We start from the raw sequence: 16,031 nt of genomic DNA on the forward strand, positions 1-16,031 counted from the left end.
TCGTGAGGGACTCGCGGCCATGGGGGGTGGGTCGGACAGGCCCTGGCAGCCAGCTCGGGACTGGAGGTATTTTGCCGTGTCCCCACCCCCCAACTCCGCGTACTGGCACGGGCACTCTCGTGCTTGATGATGCACCAGCTCACACGAAGCCTCCTCGGGGAGGAGCGGTGTTGTTGTTGGTGGTGGTGTTACGGGGCGAGGTTCTGGCCCAGGCGGGTGGCGGTTTGGGTGCCGAGGGTGGTGCGGCCGTAGTGGGTGCCGGTTCCGGTGCTGTTGAGGTACTGGATGGCGCCGTCGCCCTTGTCCTCGCCGCTTGCGCCGAAGACGCGGTCGGCGCGGGTGGTGCCGGTGGTGTCGGCGAGTGAGACGGCGGTGCCGAACTGGTCGCCGGTTTCGGTGGATCCGGGGATTCCGGGACTGTCCTGGGTGTAGGCGGCGGAGCCGGTGGCGGTGAGGCCGGTGGTGGAGCCCTTGAGGAGGAGGGCGGTTCCGGCGTCGGTGCGGTTGATGGAGTCGCGGGTGCCGTCCTCGCCGGGTACGCCGGTCAGGACGTCGGCGTATCCGTCGAGGTCGAAGTCGCCGATGGCGACGGAGGTGCCCATCTTGTCGCCTGCCTCGGCGGCGCCGGGTACGCCGGAGGTGGACTGGGCGATCGTCGTGACGCGGGTGGTGGACAGGCCGGTTGCGGACCCGTAGAGGGCCTGGACCTTGCCGTCGGTACGGGCGGTGGCCTCGTCGGTGTAGGGGTCGCCGATGATCAGGTCGTCGAAGCCGTCGGCGTTGAGGTCGCCTGCTGCGACCGACCCGGCGCCGGTGTACAGGACGGTGGTGGCGGGCTTGGGGCCGGTCGCGGATCCGTACAGGGCCCGGGTGGTGTCGCGGCCGGTCGTGTCGCGGTAGTTGACGGCGGCGTCGGGGTAGCCGTCGGCGTTGAAGTCGCCGGTGGCCACACCGTTGCGGGTCGGGCCGGTGGGTGCGGAGGTCGCGGCGGCGGTGGCGGAGTCGAAGTGCCACCAGCGGCCGGTGCCGCCGGGGGCGAGGGCGAGGAGGTCGGCGCGGCCGTCGGCGTTGAAGTCGGCGAGGGCGACCTTGGTTCCCAGCTTGGCGCCGGTGGTGCGTGAGGCGGAGGGGATGGAGTGGGTGGTGCCGGAGGTCAGGGCGGGTCCGTAGAGGATGGTGACGGTGCCGGCGTCGTTGTTGCCGGAGGAGTCGTCCTCGCCGGGTGCGCCGATGGCGAGGTCGGCGTGGCCGTCGGCGTTGACGTCGCCCCATGCGGTGGCTGTGCCGAACTCGTCGCCGGTCTCGGCGGATCCGGGTACGCCGGTGGATGCCTGGCCGATGGTCCTCTTCGCGGTGGTGGCCGGGCCGGTGGGGCTGCCGGGGAGGACGGTGACGGTGCCGCCGCCGGTTGCCTTGGGCGTACCGGCGACCAGGTCGGCGGTCCCGTCACGGTTGACGTCGGCGGTCGGTGCGGCGGCGGATGCGGTGGGACCGGCCGCGGCCGCACGGAGCTTGGGGAGCTGGGTGTAGAGGTTCGCGCCGGGGCAAGCGGTGGCCATGACGTCGCGGTGCGAGATGATCCGGTCGACCTCGACCTGCTGCCCGGCGGTGTGCTTGCCGTTGTCGAACTCGGCGGTCAGCGTGGTCCTGGAGAGCGGGTCGGCACCGTACTGGCCGAGCTTCCACCCGGCGATGCGGGCGATCGCGGCGCGTGCGGCCCTGGTCGGCTTGGCGGTCTCCATGTTGCCGAGCAGCGAAATCCCGACGGTGTCCGGGTTGAAGCCGAGCGTGTGACGCGCTTTGACGGGCAGGTCGGCCCCGCCCCTGCTGCCCTCGAAGATCCGGCCGCACTTGTCGACGACGAAGTTGTAGCCGATGTCGCCCCAGCCCTGGGTCTTGACGTGGTACGCCTGGATGGAGCGGATCATGGCCGGGGACTGGGTGCAGCTGTAGGTGTTGGTGCCGGCCTCGTGGTGAACGATCACGGCCTTGACGGCCGGGCTGTACAACGTGGGGCACTGCACGATCGCCTCGTCGGCGCCCCACTGGCCGCGGGTGACCATCGGCGGGCGTTTGACCTTGCCGTCGGCGGGCCTGGCGGGTGCGGTGGTGAGGCCGGTCAGGCATTGCGGCCCGGTGACGGACGTCGCGGTCGGGGTTGGCGTCGCCGTTTCGGCGGCATACGCCACGGGCTCGGCCGCCACGACGTCCGATGCTGTGGGGGCTGCTTCCGATCTCGTACCGGGATCGACGAGGTCGAGCCTGAGCCCGCCTCCCGCGGGACGGCCACCGACCCGCGCCTGGACGCCGTTCGACGGCCCGACCCACAGCGGCTCGGTCGCGCCGCGTGCGAAGTCCACCGGGGTGTCGTGCACTTCGAGGTCACGCCAGTCGCTCCACTTCCCGCTCTCACTGCCGCGGGTCCGTACCTCCACCGCGCCTGTGGGCCGGGCGGTGGGAGAGGCCCAGCTCACCCCGAGCATCGAGAACGCCTCGGTGCCGGTCTGCCCCCGCTCCTTGTCGAACCCCAGCGTCCGTACGGTGGCGGGCCGGTGCGCTTCGCCGGAGCCGCCCGATGCGCCGGGCGAGCCTATGGCGAACGCTGCGAGCAGCCCGGAGGCCAGCAGGGCGCTGCCGAGCGCGGGTACGCCTATTTTCAGCAGGCGTTGGCGCGGCAGTCTTCTCTTGCCGTTCAAGTGAACTCCGTACGGTGATGGGGTGTTGAACACGTGCATCTGTTACAGCGCATCCGGACCGCAAAACGTCTCAGCGCGGTCGCGGACTTCGTGGCCACGGGCCGGGCAGGGGTGTTCTCTACCTGTCCTCGACGGGGATTTCGGCGGTGCAGGTGGCGCGGCCGTACGGTCCGGAGGCGGTGGCCGCCTGTACCTCCCGGCCGCGCAGCAGCACCGTGCAGGTGGCTTGCCCGCCCTGTCCGCCGAGCTGAACAGTGACGGTGGCCGGACCGCTCTTCGGGGTGACGGCCGCGGTGCGGTGCCAGGGGAGTTCGGCGGAGGACTCGTGCCCTGAAGCAGCCTTTTTGCCGCTGACACCGGCGTGATAGGTGATGTCGGCCTTCCCTTCACCCGTGACTTCATAGGCCACCGGCACCGTGTAGGGCGGAGGCGTCTCGTCAGGGCCGGGCCACACGAGCACGGTGACAACGGCGAGTGCGGCGGCGAGCACACATCCGCTTGCCCACGCGAGCGTGCGACGGGGTTCGGCAGTGGCTGTCGTCGCCTCGGCTTGCTCGGCCGCCTCAGTCGGACTGTCTGTGGTCACGAGTGCTGTTTCCTTGCTGCTCACGGGGCGAGGACGTCGCCGATGTGGGCGCCTGCGGGGACGCCGTACGTTCCGATGCGTTGCCCCTCGCTGCCGATCCCGGTGATGCCGGTGCCGGCTTCGCTACCGTCGGGCACATCGGTGGACTCCTGGTTGATCACGGTGCTCCGGGCCGGGGCGAGCCGTGTGGTGGAGCCGTAGTACGCGGTGACCCGACCGCCGGTCACCGCTGTGGGCTGGCTCAGGTAGAGCGGGCTGGTGCTGTCCCTCTGTGCAGACGGCAGCGACAGGGCGCCCGCGCTGCTCGCCATCTCTTGCGGGGTGGTGTCCTTCACGGTGCGGGTTGCGCCGTCGATGACCGCCATTCCGTCGCCGTTGATGTCACCCCACGCGGTGGCGGAGCCGAAGGCGTCTCCGGTCTTTGAACTGCTGGGCAGGTCAATGCCGCTGGCCAGGCTGTTCTGGGTGACGGTGGTCTTGGTTTCACCGTTGGAGCCGGTGGCGGATCCGGGCGCGATGGATGCTGCGCCCGCACCGGTGACGGTGACATCGGCGGCCTGTGGAATACCGACCGTCAGGTTGGTTTCGCCGTCCTGGTTGAAGTCGGCGTTGGGCGGGGCGGCAGCGGCAACAGCCGTACCAGGAAAGGCAAGCGCAGCCACATGGACGGCGGTGGCTACGCCGATGCATGGGCGCAGACGGGCGGACACAAGCGCCATAACGGGCTCCTCGGTGCACAAGGGTCATGGGAGATGGCGCCGTGGCGGTGGGGATCGGCCAGAGATCGCACACTGCCGCTCGCACACGGGCTGGATGGTTATACCCCACCGGTTAGAGCCAGTTGAAGCTTCAGTTCGCGCAAGCCGTAGGCAAAGCAATGCAATTCGGGTGACAAGCCGTCAGCGAATGTGATCTGGATAACAAACCATCCGTTCGGTGTGATGACTCTGCGCGGACTTTCGCTGTGGATCTCGAGTAGGACGTTGGGGCGTACTGCTCACCCCGTGGCCACTGCGCCGCGAACCATCAGGGGCTGACTGCTGCGCGCTCAATGGCTCTTCGGTGGGCGCGGCGTTGTCGGCCCTGCTGGCAACGTCGCTACCTCAAGTCGCGTACGCCAAACCGGCCTCCGACGCAGATGACGGCAAGGGCGTCATCGACACCATCGGCAACCTGGGCCGCTCATACTTCGGCGCGTATGGCGTGGTGGGCGCCGTCACCGCGCAGGCGGCAGTCGCGCAGGATCTACCAGACCACCTGGTGGTTGGCGGAGTAGCGGTAGTTCTTCGACTGCTCGGCAACCTTGTGATCGCGTGTGGGCACCAGGGTGCCGTCCACGAACGCACGCGGTCTCAGCCCCGTGAACGGGGCCATCCAGGACGACTCGAACGCAGTGATCACAGCAGCCACGGCAGGACACTCTCTGCGAAGGAGTCACAGCCAGGCTGCCCGCTCCGTACGATCGGCACCGCCATCGCCATCCACCACGTAGGTCAGCGCCTCTGCGAAGCTCGTGCCCAGCTGCCACATGAAGCCCGCTCCCACGGCGATGACACGCCCGCTCGCCGCCACGTATGACTTGTACTGGATTGACCACATGCCCAGAGGGCTGTAGTTCTCCCCGTATCGGCGCCTCAGGCTCTGAGCCTCCGCAGACGCGTCGATACAGGCGTCAACGGGATCCAGGTACAGCGACGAGGAAGGGACACGAGCCGGAGAGCTCTTGATCGTCAGATCGCCGAACTCTGCCCAAGCCGCTGTCGCCACGTCGTTGAACTCGAACCCCGCCGCCGCGAGTCGTCGTGTCCAGGTCTCAGTGTCGATCCGTCGTCCTGCTCTCCACCCGGCAGTTCCGAGCGCTTCCAACACCGAGGGCCCGCAGCCCGTCAACAATCCACCGATGCGCTCTATGCGCCCACCCCGTCCACTCAGCGAGCCTGCTCTTACGAACGTCTGGCAGGCGCGGGCCCGCACAGTACAGGGCGGCGCGGCGCGTGTCAGCAGGGAGATCACTTTCGGGACAGCCCTTCCGAGCTCGCGCAGGGCCTTGCGCCGGCGCGCCCGACCGGTCTGGACGCCGAGGCCCTGATAGCCGGCATCGGCCAGAATCGCCTGCTCCGAAGCCGCTCCGTCGTCGGCCTGTGGGGGAGGCGGTCTGGAAGTAGACGCGCATCGGCAATGTACGGCTGGACAGCGAGGCGTCCTTCGTCGCGCTGTGCGGGGTCGGTCCCCTCGCCTCAACCGCTGCGCGGCCCGGAAGGTCTTCCACCTGGTCAAACAGCTACAGCCAGGACCCCGCTCATAGGGGCTGCCGTGACAGATGAGAGGGTCGGGCGGGTGAGCGAGACACCCCCGAACACCCTGAAATACTGCTTTGACGGGCCGGACGACGCCCCGGTCCTGGTCATAGGTCCCTCGCTGGGTACCACATGGCACATGTGGGACCGGCAGATACCCGAGCTCTCCCAGCACTGGAGGATCTTCCGGTACGACCTCCCGGGCCACGGCGGTGCCCCCGCGCACCCCGCCACCGCCGTCACCGAGCTCTCGGACCGGCTGCTCGCCACCCTCGACAGCCTTGGCGTCCAGCGCTTCGGGTACGCGGGGTGCTCCATCGGCGGTGCGATCGGTGCCGATCTGGCGCTGCGCCACCCGGACCGGGTGGCCTCGCTGGCCCTGGTGGCGGCCTCGCCCCGGTTCGGCAGCGCCGATGAGTTCCGGCAGCGCGGTGTGATCGTCCGTACCAACGGTCTGGAGCCGATGGCCCGGACCGCGCCGGAAGCCTGGTTCACCCCCGGCTTCGCGGCGGCCCAGCCGGCCATCGTCGAATGGGCGGTCCAGATGGTCCGCACGACCGACCCCGGCTGCTACATATCCGCGTGCGAGGCGCTGGCCGCCTTCGACATACGTACGGAACTCGGCCGCATCAGCGTTCCTACTCTCGTCCTCGTCGGCGCGGAGGACCACGTCACCGGGCCCGCCGAGGCCCGCACGCTCGTCGCCGGGATACCGGACGCCCGGCTCGCCCTCGTTCCCGGCGCCTCCCACCTGGCCCCCGTCGAGCAGCCCGGAGCCGTCACGGACCTGCTCCTCATGCACTTCTCCACGGCCTGGCAGGACACCACGGGGTTCATCCCCGTGCCGCCAGTCGTCCCGGCACTCTCGGCCCCGGTGATGCCCGTCGCGGAGATCGCCGCAGCTCCCGTGGCCGTGCCCGAGGCCGGGGGAGCGGCCGGCCGCGACCTCTACGACAGTGGAATGAAGGTTCGCCGCGAAGTGCTGGGCGATGCCCATGTCGACGGTGCCACCGCCGCCGCCGACGCCTTCACCGAGGACTTCGAGGAGCTCGTCACCCGCTACGCCTGGGGCGAGGTCTGGAACCGCGAGGGCCTCGACCGCCGTACCCGCAGCTGCGTCACGCTCACGGCGCTGGTCGCCTCGGGCCACCTGGAGGGCCTCGCATCCCACACCAGGGCGGCGCTGCGCAACGGGCTCACGCCCGACGAGATCAAGGAAGTGCTGCTCCAGTCCGCCGTGTACTGCGGCATCCCGGCCGCGGGCGCCGCGTTCGCCATCGCCAGGTCCGTGATCCAGGAGGAAACCAGACCGCCCGCGTAGCAAGATGGGCGCATGGACGCATCACCTCTCACGCTCACGAAGAAGACGCACTCCTGCATCCGGCTGGCACGGGACGGGCAGGTGCTCGTCATCGATCCCGGCGGCTTCTCCGAGGACGACGCGGCGGTCGGCGCCGACGCGATCCTGGTGACGCACGAGCACCCCGACCACTTCGACGAGGCGCGGCTGCGCGCAGGTCTCGAAGCGAATCCGGCGGCCGAGATCTGGACCCTGCGCAGCGTGGCCGAACAGCTCTCCGCCGCCTTTCCCGGCCGGGTCCACACCGTGGGCCACGGAGACACGTTCACCGTCGCCGGCTTCGACGTGGAGGTGCACGGCGAGCTGCACGCGGTGATCCACCCGGACATCCCGAGGGTCACCAACATCGGCTTCCTGATCGACGGTTCGGTCTTCCATCCCGGTGACGCGCTGACGGTCCCCGACTGTCCGGTCGACACGCTGATGCTGCCGGTGATGGCCCCCTGGAACAAGATCTCCGAGGTCATCGACTACGTACGCGAGGTCCGGCCGCGCCGCGCCATCGACATCCACGACGCGCTGCTCACCGACCTGGCGCGCCCGATCTACGACAACCAGATCGGCAAGCTGGGCGGCACCGACCACGGCAGGCTGGCCCCCGGCGGCGCCGCCGAACTCTGAGCGGCGGCGCCGGGAGGCGGGGAGCCGGGCGACTGTCAGTGGGAGGGGTTAGGTTTACTGCCATGCGCATCGCCACCTGGAACGTCAATTCCATCACCGCCCGTCTCCCGAGGCTGCTGGCCTGGCTGGAGAGCACCGGCACCGACGTGCTGTGCCTCCAGGAGACCAAATGCTCCGACGAACAGTTCCCGTACGAGGCGCTGCGCGAGCTGGGCTACGAGTCCGCGGTCAACGCGACGGGACGGTGGAACGGGGTCGCGCTGATCTCGCGCGTGGGCCTCGCCGACGTCGTCTCCGGCCTGCCCGACGGCCCCGACTACGAGGGCGTGCAGGAGCCGCGCGCGATCTCGGCGACCTGCGGCCCGGTCCGCCTCTGGTCGGTGTACGTGCCGAACGGCCGCGAGGTCGCCCACGACCACTACGCGTACAAGCTGGCCTGGTTCGAGGCCCTGCAGAAGGCCGTCGCCGCGGACGCCGCGGGCTCGCAGCCCTTCGCCGTCCTCGGCGACTTCAACGTCGCCCCGACGGACGAGGACGTCTGGGACCCGGCGCTCTTCGAGGGGGCCACGCACGTCACCCCGGCCGAGCGCGCCGCACTCGCGACGCTGCGCGAGGAGGGCTTGTCGGACGTGATGCCGCGCCCCCTCAAGTACGACCGCCCGTACACCTTCTGGGACTACCGCGAGCTCCGCTTCCCGAAGAACAAGGGCATGCGGATCGACCTCGCCTACGGCAACGCCCCGTTCACGGCCGCGGTCAAGGACAGCTACGTGGACCGTGAGGAGCGCAAGGGCAAGGGCGCGTCCGACCACGCCCCGGTCGTAGTCGACCTCGACCTCTGAGCGCGTACGCCCTCAGTGGACGGAGAACCCGCCGTCGACGAAGAGTGACTGTCCGGTGACGTAGGCGGAGGCGCCGCTCGCGAGGAAGACGGCCGCGCCCGCGAAGTCCTCCGCCAGCCCGTTGCGCTTGACCATCGTGCGCGCGGCCAGCGCTGCCACCTTCTCCGGGTCGGACGACAGCCTGGTGTTGAGCGGCGTCATCACGAAGCCGGGCACCAGGGTGTTGCAGGTGACCCCGTGCGGTGACCACGCCTCCGCCTGCGAGCGGGCCAGCGACTCCAGTGCCCCCTTGGAGACCCCGTAGGCACCGCTGTTGACGAACGCCCGGTGCGCCTGCTGCGAGGTGATGTGGATGATCCGGCCGAAGCCCCGCTCCGCCATGCCCGGCCCGAACCGCTCGCCCAGCAGATAGGGCGCCTTCAGGTTCACCGCCATCGTGGTGTCCCAGACGTCCTCGCCGAGCTCGCCCATCGGCGGTCGCAGATTGATCCCGGCGCAGTTGACGAGGATGTCGGGCTCCCCGAACACCGAGGCCGCCTCCTCGGCAGCCGCGCGGACGCCCTCGGAGGTGCCCAGGTCGGCGCTCACCCAGGCCGCGCGGCAGCCGTCGGCCTTCAGTTCGTCGACCGCGACGGTCAGTTCGGACTCCCTGCGTGCCACGATCACGACGCTCGCGCCGGCGTGGGCGAGGGCGCCGGCGATGGACCTGCCGATGCCCGAACTGCCGCCGGTCACGACGGCGACGCGACCGTCCAGGGAGAAGAGTTCGGAAAGGTACGACTGCGTGATCATGACCAAACCCTAATCCCGGGCCCGCTCCGCCCCACGCCCGGTCACCGCGTAACTCGGTCCGGGCCGGTCCGTTTTGATGTCTGTCTTGACTTATCCGGTCTCAGGACGGAATCAGCCGCGCGCCCTGTGGTGCGGAACACGTCAGGGATGGGATCCTAGTGGTATGAACATCCCTTTCTTGGACAACTGGCGTAAGCGTCAGGGCGGTACGCAGGGGGTCGCTCTCGCGGCTGCCGTCGAAGCCGACCCGGACGGTGTGGCCGAGCTGCTCGCCGAATGCGAGCTGCTGCGTGTCCGAGCGGAGCAGAACGGACTCGAACTGGACGACAGTCCTGCCTCGTTGACCGCCCTCGATCAACTCCCGCCCCGCTGGCGCGACGATCCCGAGGAACTGCCCTGGCTCGGCAACGACGCGGGCCTCTATCTCGGCACCGTTCTCGTGCGTAACGTGCCCGGCGCCGTGTGGCACATCCGGCCCAGCGGCCAGCCCGTGGTGTGCCTGGATTCCGGGCGGGAGATCGATGTGGTCGAGGCCGGTCTCGACTGGGCGATGTCGGGCAGCCCAGAGCTCTCCCAGGTGTACGCGGAGTCCGCCGAGAGCTGACGAAGATAAACAGCCTTATCGCCCCCCAATGCGTGTCGCCTGCTAAGTCCCGTACCGGGGCGGATAGTTTGCGCAGACTTCAACACAAGCGACATATGGGTAGGGCAGTGTATGGCCGTCGATCCGTTGATCGAGCTGCGGGGCGTCAACAAGCACTTCGGGGCGTTGCACGTACTGCAGGACATCAATCTCACCGTCGGCCGCGGGGAGGTGGTGGTGGTCATCGGCCCCTCCGGCTCCGGCAAATCGACGCTGTGCCGGACGATCAACAGACTTGAGACGATCGAGTCCGGCCACATCGCACTCGATGGCAAACCCCTCCCCGAGGAGGGGAAGGGGCTCGCACAGCTCAGGGCCGAAGTCGGCATGGTCTTCCAGTCGTTCAACCTGTTCGCGCACAAGACCGTGCTGGCGAACGTCTCCCTCGCGCAGATCAAGGTCCGCAAGCGCAAGAGGGAAGAGGCGGACAAGCGGTCACGGGAACTCCTGGAGCGCGTGGGGCTCGCCGCGCACGCCGACAAGTACCCGGCCCAGCTCTCCGGCGGCCAGCAGCAGCGCGTGGCCATCGCCCGCGCCCTGGCCATGGACCCCAAGGCCCTCCTCTTCGACGAGCCCACATCGGCGCTCGACCCGGAGATGATCAACGAGGTGCTGGAGGTCATGCAGCAGCTCGCGCGCGAGGGCATGACGATGGTCGTCGTCACCCACGAGATGGGCTTCGCGCGGTCCGCCGCCAATCGCGTCGTCTTCATGGCCGACGGAGCCGTCGTCGAGGACCGCAATCCGGAGGAGTTCTTCACCGCCCCGTCGAGTGACCGCGCCAAGGACTTCCTGTCCAAGATCCTCAAGCACTGACGGGGGGATTCATGGTGCGTACGAGAAAGCCCCGGAAGACCCTGGCCGTACTGGTCTGTCTGCTGCTCGCCCTACTCGCCGCGGGCTGCGGCAAGGACGGCAGCCCGCCGGTCAAGGGACCCAAGCCCGGGGCGCTGCCCCGCTACGAGGTTGCCACCGGCTTCCAGCTGCCCGATTCCAGCACCTGGCGCAAGGCCGAGAAGCGGGGATACCTGGTGGTCGGAGCCAAGGAGGACCAGCCCTACCTGGGCGAGAAGGACCCGGCCAGCGGCGTCTACTCCGGCTTCGACATCGAGATCGCCCGCATGATGGCGGCGTCCCTCGGCTTCGAACCGAAGACCATCCGCTTCAAGACCATCGCGTCCGCCAACCGCGAGACCGCCCTCCAGAACGGGCAGATCGACTACTACGTCGGCACCTACACCATCAACGACATGCGCAAGAAGCTCGTCGGCTTCGCCGGACCGTACTTCATGGCCGGCCAGGGCCTGCTGGTTCGTACCGACGAGGACGACATCAAAGGGCCGCAGGACCTGGGCGGCAAGACCGTCTGCTCCGCCGCCGGATCGACTCCGTACCAGCGGATCGCCGAGGACTATCCCGAGGCGGACCTCGTCGCCTACGACACGTACTCGATCTGCGTCGACAACCTGCTGACCTTCCAGGTCGACGCCGTCACGACCGACGACGCCATCCTGCTGGGCTTCGCCGCCAAGGCACCGGACGAGATGAAGGTCGTCGGGAAGCCGTTCTCCGAGGAGCCGTACGGCATCGGCGTCCCGCGCAGCGACAACGCGCTGCGCTTCGCGCTGGACGACGCGCTGGAGGCCAACGAGAAGAACGGCAACTGGAAGAAGGCGTTCGAAGCGACGCTGGGGCTCTCCGGAGTGCCCGCGCCGACGCCGCCGCCCATCGACCGCTACCCGGCGAACTGAGGGGACCGGCCAGCACATGGATGTACTCACGGAGAACTTCTCCCTCTACGGCGAAGGGTTCCTCGGCACCGTCGAACTCACCGTCTACTCCTCCGTCCTCGCCCTGGTCCTCGGCTTCCTCATGGCCTCGTTCCGGGTCGCACCCGTCGGCTCCTTCCGGGTGCTCGGCACGGTCTGGGTGACGGTCCTGCGCAACACCCCGCTCACCCTGCTGTTCTTCGCGGTGCTGCTCGGGCTGCCGCGCTTCGGCCTCGTCCTGCCGTTCGAGGTCTTCGCCGTCCTCGCGCTCGGGTGCTACACCTCCGCGTTCATCTGCGAGGTCCTGCGCTCCGGCATCAACACCGTGCCCACGGGGCAGGGCGAAGCGGCCCGCAGCCTCGGGATGAGCTTCGGGCAGACACTCAACGCGGTCGTTCTCCCGCAGGCGTTCCGCTCGGTGATCCCGCCGGTCGGATCGACACTCATCGCCCTCGCCAAGAACTCCGCGATCGCCGGCGCGTTCAGCGTCACGGAACTGCTCGGCACCTACAAGACCCTCAATGAGCTGGGCTACAGCATCATCTGGTCCTTCGTGTGGATCGCCGTCGGCTACCTGCTCATCACCCTGTCCATCAGTGCGCTCTTCAATGTGCTGGAGAAGCGCTGGGGAGTCGCCCGATGACCCACTCCGCGCCCTCGGCCACCGCGCTCTACGACATCCCTGGACCGCTGACCCGTAAACGGCACCGTCTGTACGGCATCGTGTCCACGGTCCTGATCCTCGCGCTGCTCGGCTGGATCATCTATCTGCTCTTCGACACCGACCAGTTCACGGCCGAGAAGTGGACGCCCTTCGAGTACAAGGGCATCCAGGAACTGCTGCTGCGCGGGCTCGGCAACACCCTCAAGGCGTTCGCGTACGCGGCGGTGCTCTCCCTCGCGCTCGGCGCCGTACTCGCGGTCGGGCGGCTCTCCGTCCACCGGCCGCTCCGCTGGATCTCGACGCTGCTCGTCGAGTTCTTCCGGGCGATGCCCGTCCTGGTGATGATCTTCTTCATCTTCGTGGCGCTGAAGGTGCAGCCGCTGCCCGCCCTGGTCGCGGGGCTGACCCTCTACAACGGTTCCGTGCTCGCCGAGGTGTTCCGTACCGGAATCCATTCGGTGGACCGGGGCCAGCGGGAAGCCGCCTACGCGCTCGGCATGCGCAAGACACAGGTCACGACCTATGTGCTGGCGCCCCAGGCGGTACGGGCCATGCTGCCCACCATCATCAGCCAGTTGGTGGTGGCACTGAAGGACACCTCGCTCGGATATCTGATCACCTACGAGGAGTTCCTCCACGCGGGGAAGCTGATCGCGTCTAACCTCGACTACGATCTCCCTTTCATCCCTGTGGTGATGGTGATCTCGCCCATTTACATCGGGCTCTGCATGCTGCTCTCATGGTTCGCCACGTGGGTGGCCAAGCGGGAGCGGCGCAACGTCAAGACCAAGGCCGTCAAGATCGCCCCTGCGGAACCGGGATCGCTGCTGCCCGGCGGGCGGTAGCCGAGCGGTACCCGCCCGGCAGCAGCCGGTGATCACTTCTCGCGCAGCGGGACCGGGACATGGAACCGGGTCCGTGCCGAGTGAGGAGAAGGTCAGCTGTGCGCCGGTCGGGTTGTGCTCGATAGGCCGAGCGGCCCCACGTCGTGAGTTGTGCGACGAAGGGGCCGCTCTCCTCGTTCCCGGGTCAGCTCGTGGCCCGGTGCGAGGTGCGCGGGGCGGCCGGCAGAGGCGCCTGGGCGGCACGGGTCACATCGGCGACCTGCTCCACGACATCGGGGCCGTACGCCTGCGAGTTGACCACCTTCAGCAGCAGACAGAAGGTGTTGTTGCCGTGTTTGCGGTGCAGCTTCTCGTAGTTGCGGCTCAGATAGCGGGATGCCGCCTGGTTGGTGATCGCCTGCTGCCCGCAGAACAGAAAGACCGGACGGGTGTCCTGGCCGGCCGTCAGCCGGGCGAGGAGCACGTACTCCGAGACGCCCTTCTCGGCCAGGTAGCGCTCGGAGCCGATCTGGAACGCGCCCCGCTCGGGCCCGGGTTCCGGGTCCGTGTTCACCCGCACACCGGGGAGCAGCGAATGCAGATGGGCGGCCATCCTGCGATTGGAGCCCGGTCCGCCGACACAGAACTCCGTGCGCTCACCGAACCCCTGCTGGGCGACGTCGTGGGAAATGATCTGGGCGTGCGCCTGACAGTCCTTGATCAGCGCGGAGAGTTCGAGCAGGGCGAAGACGTCGTACCGGTGGACGGCCCCGTTGCCGCCCGCGTCGCGGTTGACGACCAGCAGGCACTCGGAGTTGCCGGGCAGGCCGAAGAACGCCTGCTTGCGGCGGAGCCTGCGCCGCCAGAGGTAGGTGCGGGCGAGCCAGCCCAGAGCGGCGCTGATACCGGCCGCTACGACACCCAGCACGATGTTGCGTACGTCGTCGGTCATGGGCGGGCATGTTAGCGGTCGTACGGGTACTTGTTCGAGGCGGTCCTGACGATCGGGGCGGGACAGCGTTACCCTGCGCGGACGACCCTTCACTGGAGGTGCGCATGCGTCGTTCCGTCGGGCGGAATGTCTCGTTCTTAGGTGTTCTCGCCGTCATCGCATCGGTCGGGGCAGCCGCTCCCGCCGGTTCCGCGACACCTGCGGGACCGCCGCCCAAGTCGCCTGTGGCGGTGGGCTACGGAGGCGCGGTGGCGAGCGTCGACGCGGACGCGTCGGCCGCCGGTATCGAAGTTCTCCGCAACGGCGGCAACGCGGTCGACGCGGCCGTGGCGACCGCGGCGGCGCTCGGGGTCACCGAGCCGTATTCGGCGGGCATCGGCGGCGGTGGCTACTTCGTCCACTACGACGCCGCCAGCCGCACCGTACAGACCGTCGACGGCCGCGAGACGGCCCCGCGCAGCGCGGACTCCTCGCTCTTCCTGGAGAACGGGAAGCCGGTCCCGTTCGCCGAGGCCATGACCAGCGGGCTCGGCGTCGGAACGCCCGGCACCCCGGCCACCTGGGACAGCGCGCTCGACGCCTGGGGCAGCAAGTCCCTGCGCGAACTGCTGAAACCGGCCCAGCGGCTGGCCCGTGACGGCTTCGTCGTGGACGGCACGTTCCGCTCGCAGACCGAGGGCAACCAGGCCAGGTTCGCCGACTTCCCGGCCTCCGCGAAGCTGTTCCTGCCGGGCGGCCAACTCCCGGTGACGGGCTCCGTCTTCAAGAACCCCGACCTTGCGCGTACGTACGAGAAGCTGGGCCGCGAAGGCGTCGACGCGCTGTACCGGGGCGAGCTGGCCGAGGACATCGTGTCGACGGTCCGCAACCCGCCCGTCGATCCGGCGGCGACCCGGGTGGTGCGGTCCGGTGATCTGACGGCCAAGGACCTGAAGAAGTACCGCACCGTGCACCGGGCCCCGACGAGGGTCGGCTACCGCGGACTCGACGTGTACGGCATGGCGCCGTCCTCCTCCGGCGGTACGAGTGTGGGCGAGGCTCTCAACATCCTGGAGTCCACCGATCTGTCGAAGGCGAGCCCGGAGCAGTATCTGCACCGCCTCATCGAGTCGAGCCGGATCGCGTTCGCGGACCGCGGGCGCTGGGTCGGCGACCCCGCGTTCGAGGACGTACCCGTGCGGGAACTGCTCGGTCAGCGGTTCGCCGACGCCCGGGAGTGCCTGATCCAGGACGACAAGGCGCTGACCAGCCCGCTGGCTCCCGGTGACCCGCGCGATCCCGCCCCCTGTGCGACCGCGGGCGAGGCCGCCCCGACGACGTACGAGGGGGAGAACACCACGCATCTGACCGCCGCCGACAAGTGGGGCAACGTCGTCGCCTACACCCTGACCATCGAGTCGACGGGCGGCAGCGGCATCACGGTGCCGGGGCGCGGCTTCTTGCTCAACAACGAGCTGACCGACTTCTCCTTCGCGCCCGCGAACCCGGCGGTCCACGACCCCAATCTGCCGGGTCCCGGAAAGCGCCCCAGGTCGTCGATCTCGCCGACCATCGTGTTGGAGGACGGCAAACCGCTGCTGGCGCTGGGATCACCGGGCGGCGCGACCATCATCACCACCGTCCTGCAGACCCTGACCGGCCATCTCGACCGCGGGCTTCCGCTCGTCGAGGCGATCGCGGCGCCGCGCGCCAGCCAGCGCAACTCACCGACGACGGAGATCGAGCCGGGACTGTGGGACAGTCCGCTCCGCGCCCGTCTCGAATCGCTCGGGCACGTCTTCAAGGCGAACCCGGAGATCGGGGCGGCGACCGGGGTGCAGCGGCTGCCCGACGGGCGCTGGGTCGCGGCGGCGGAAAAGGTGCGCAGGGGCGGGGGCTCGGCGATGGTGGTGCATCCGGGCTAGGGCCTGATCCAAACGAGAGGCCCTAGATCATGACCGGACGGCTGTGGCCTCGGGGGCCGGTACGACGCGACGCGTCGTACC

15 protein-coding genes and 1 pseudogene are annotated in these 16,031 nt (G+C 69.1%); 9 read left to right on the forward strand and 7 right to left on the reverse strand.

The window, feature by feature from the left end; genetic code table 11:
• Positions 1-188 precede the first annotated feature (188 nt).
• The 5 genes and pseudogenes from ACWGO0_RS12100 to ACWGO0_RS12120 form a co-directional block, all read right to left on the reverse strand.
• Positions 189-2,696: an FG-GAP-like repeat-containing protein gene (locus ACWGO0_RS12100; protein ID WP_453531987.1), complete on the reverse strand. Its 2,508-nt coding sequence runs from the start codon at positions 2,694-2,696 to the stop codon at positions 189-191.
• A gap of 118 nt (positions 2,697-2,814) precedes the next feature.
• A complete protein-coding gene (locus tag ACWGO0_RS12105; protein ID WP_453531990.1) occupies positions 2,815-3,282 on the reverse strand; it encodes a hypothetical protein in 468 nt (155 codons plus the stop codon).
• A gap of 20 nt (positions 3,283-3,302) precedes the next feature.
• Positions 3,303-4,001 carry a hypothetical protein gene (locus ACWGO0_RS12110; RefSeq protein WP_453531993.1) on the reverse strand — a complete coding sequence of 233 codons (699 nt, stop codon included), beginning with the start codon at positions 3,999-4,001 and terminating at the stop codon, positions 3,303-3,305.
• 532 nt (positions 4,002-4,533) lie between these two features.
• Positions 4,534-4,656, reverse strand: a pseudogene (locus ACWGO0_RS12115) (IS5/IS1182 family transposase); the annotation flags it as partial.
• Positions 4,657-4,716: 60 nt separating this feature from the next.
• Positions 4,717-5,151, reverse strand: coding sequence for an SUKH-3 domain-containing protein (locus ACWGO0_RS12120; protein ID WP_453531996.1), 435 nt, complete (start codon positions 5,149-5,151; stop codon positions 4,717-4,719).
• Between the two features lie 468 nt (positions 5,152-5,619).
• On the opposite strand from ACWGO0_RS12120, the gene pcaDC reads away from it, so the two are divergent.
• From pcaDC to ACWGO0_RS12135, 3 genes are all read left to right on the forward strand, one after another.
• Positions 5,620-6,900: a bifunctional 3-oxoadipate enol-lactonase/4-carboxymuconolactone decarboxylase PcaDC gene (gene pcaDC, locus ACWGO0_RS12125; protein WP_453531999.1), complete on the forward strand. Its 1,281-nt coding sequence runs from the start codon at positions 5,620-5,622 to the stop codon at positions 6,898-6,900.
• Between the two features lie 12 nt (positions 6,901-6,912).
• Entirely contained in the window at positions 6,913-7,560 is a 648-nt protein-coding gene (locus ACWGO0_RS12130; protein ID WP_453532002.1) for an MBL fold metallo-hydrolase, read from the forward strand.
• A 62-nt stretch (positions 7,561-7,622) separates the two neighbouring features.
• Complete coding sequence (locus ACWGO0_RS12135) at positions 7,623-8,402, forward strand: exodeoxyribonuclease III (RefSeq protein ID WP_453532005.1); 780 nt, start codon at positions 7,623-7,625, stop codon at positions 8,400-8,402.
• A 12-nt stretch (positions 8,403-8,414) separates the two neighbouring features.
• Here ACWGO0_RS12135 and ACWGO0_RS12140 read toward each other — a convergent pair whose 3' ends face one another.
• Positions 8,415-9,194, reverse strand: a complete 780-nt coding sequence (locus ACWGO0_RS12140) for an SDR family NAD(P)-dependent oxidoreductase (protein ID WP_453532008.1) — start codon at positions 9,192-9,194, stop codon at positions 8,415-8,417.
• Positions 9,195-9,357: 163 nt separating this feature from the next.
• Between ACWGO0_RS12140 and ACWGO0_RS12145 the strand changes: the two genes are divergently transcribed.
• The 5 genes from ACWGO0_RS12145 to ACWGO0_RS12165 all read left to right on the forward strand — a co-directional run bounded on the left by ACWGO0_RS12145 (position 9,358) and on the right by ACWGO0_RS12165 (position 13,115).
• Positions 9,358-9,798, forward strand: a complete 441-nt coding sequence (locus tag ACWGO0_RS12145) for a DUF6278 family protein (RefSeq protein WP_453532011.1) — start codon at positions 9,358-9,360, stop codon at positions 9,796-9,798.
• Positions 9,799-9,909: 111 nt separating this feature from the next.
• Positions 9,910-10,653, forward strand: coding sequence for an amino acid ABC transporter ATP-binding protein (locus ACWGO0_RS12150; RefSeq protein ID WP_453532014.1), 744 nt, complete (start codon positions 9,910-9,912; stop codon positions 10,651-10,653).
• An 11-nt stretch (positions 10,654-10,664) separates the two neighbouring features.
• Positions 10,665-11,588 (forward strand): glutamate ABC transporter substrate-binding protein, encoded by a 924-nt coding sequence (locus ACWGO0_RS12155; protein WP_453532017.1) that lies wholly within the window; start codon positions 10,665-10,667, stop codon positions 11,586-11,588.
• Positions 11,589-11,604: 16 nt separating this feature from the next.
• Positions 11,605-12,249 carry an amino acid ABC transporter permease gene (locus ACWGO0_RS12160; RefSeq protein WP_453532020.1) on the forward strand — a complete coding sequence of 215 codons (645 nt, stop codon included), beginning with the start codon at positions 11,605-11,607 and terminating at the stop codon, positions 12,247-12,249.
• Positions 12,246-13,115, forward strand: coding sequence for an amino acid ABC transporter permease (locus ACWGO0_RS12165; RefSeq protein WP_453532023.1), 870 nt, complete (start codon positions 12,246-12,248; stop codon positions 13,113-13,115). Before ACWGO0_RS12160 ends, ACWGO0_RS12165 begins: the two co-directional genes overlap by 4 nt.
• 184 nt (positions 13,116-13,299) lie before the next feature.
• Here the strand turns inward: ACWGO0_RS12165 and ACWGO0_RS12170 are convergent, their stop codons facing one another.
• Positions 13,300-14,046 (reverse strand): hypothetical protein, encoded by a 747-nt coding sequence (locus tag ACWGO0_RS12170; protein WP_453532026.1) that lies wholly within the window; start codon positions 14,044-14,046, stop codon positions 13,300-13,302.
• Positions 14,047-14,150: 104 nt separating this feature from the next.
• Here ACWGO0_RS12170 and ggt point away from each other — a divergent pair, with 104 nt between their 5' ends.
• Entirely contained in the window at positions 14,151-15,950 is a 1,800-nt protein-coding gene (ggt, locus tag ACWGO0_RS12175) for a gamma-glutamyltransferase (RefSeq protein WP_453532029.1), read from the forward strand.
• The last annotated feature ends 81 nt before the right edge of the window (positions 15,951-16,031 follow it).

This window comes from Streptomyces sp. NPDC055749, assembly GCF_053617235.1.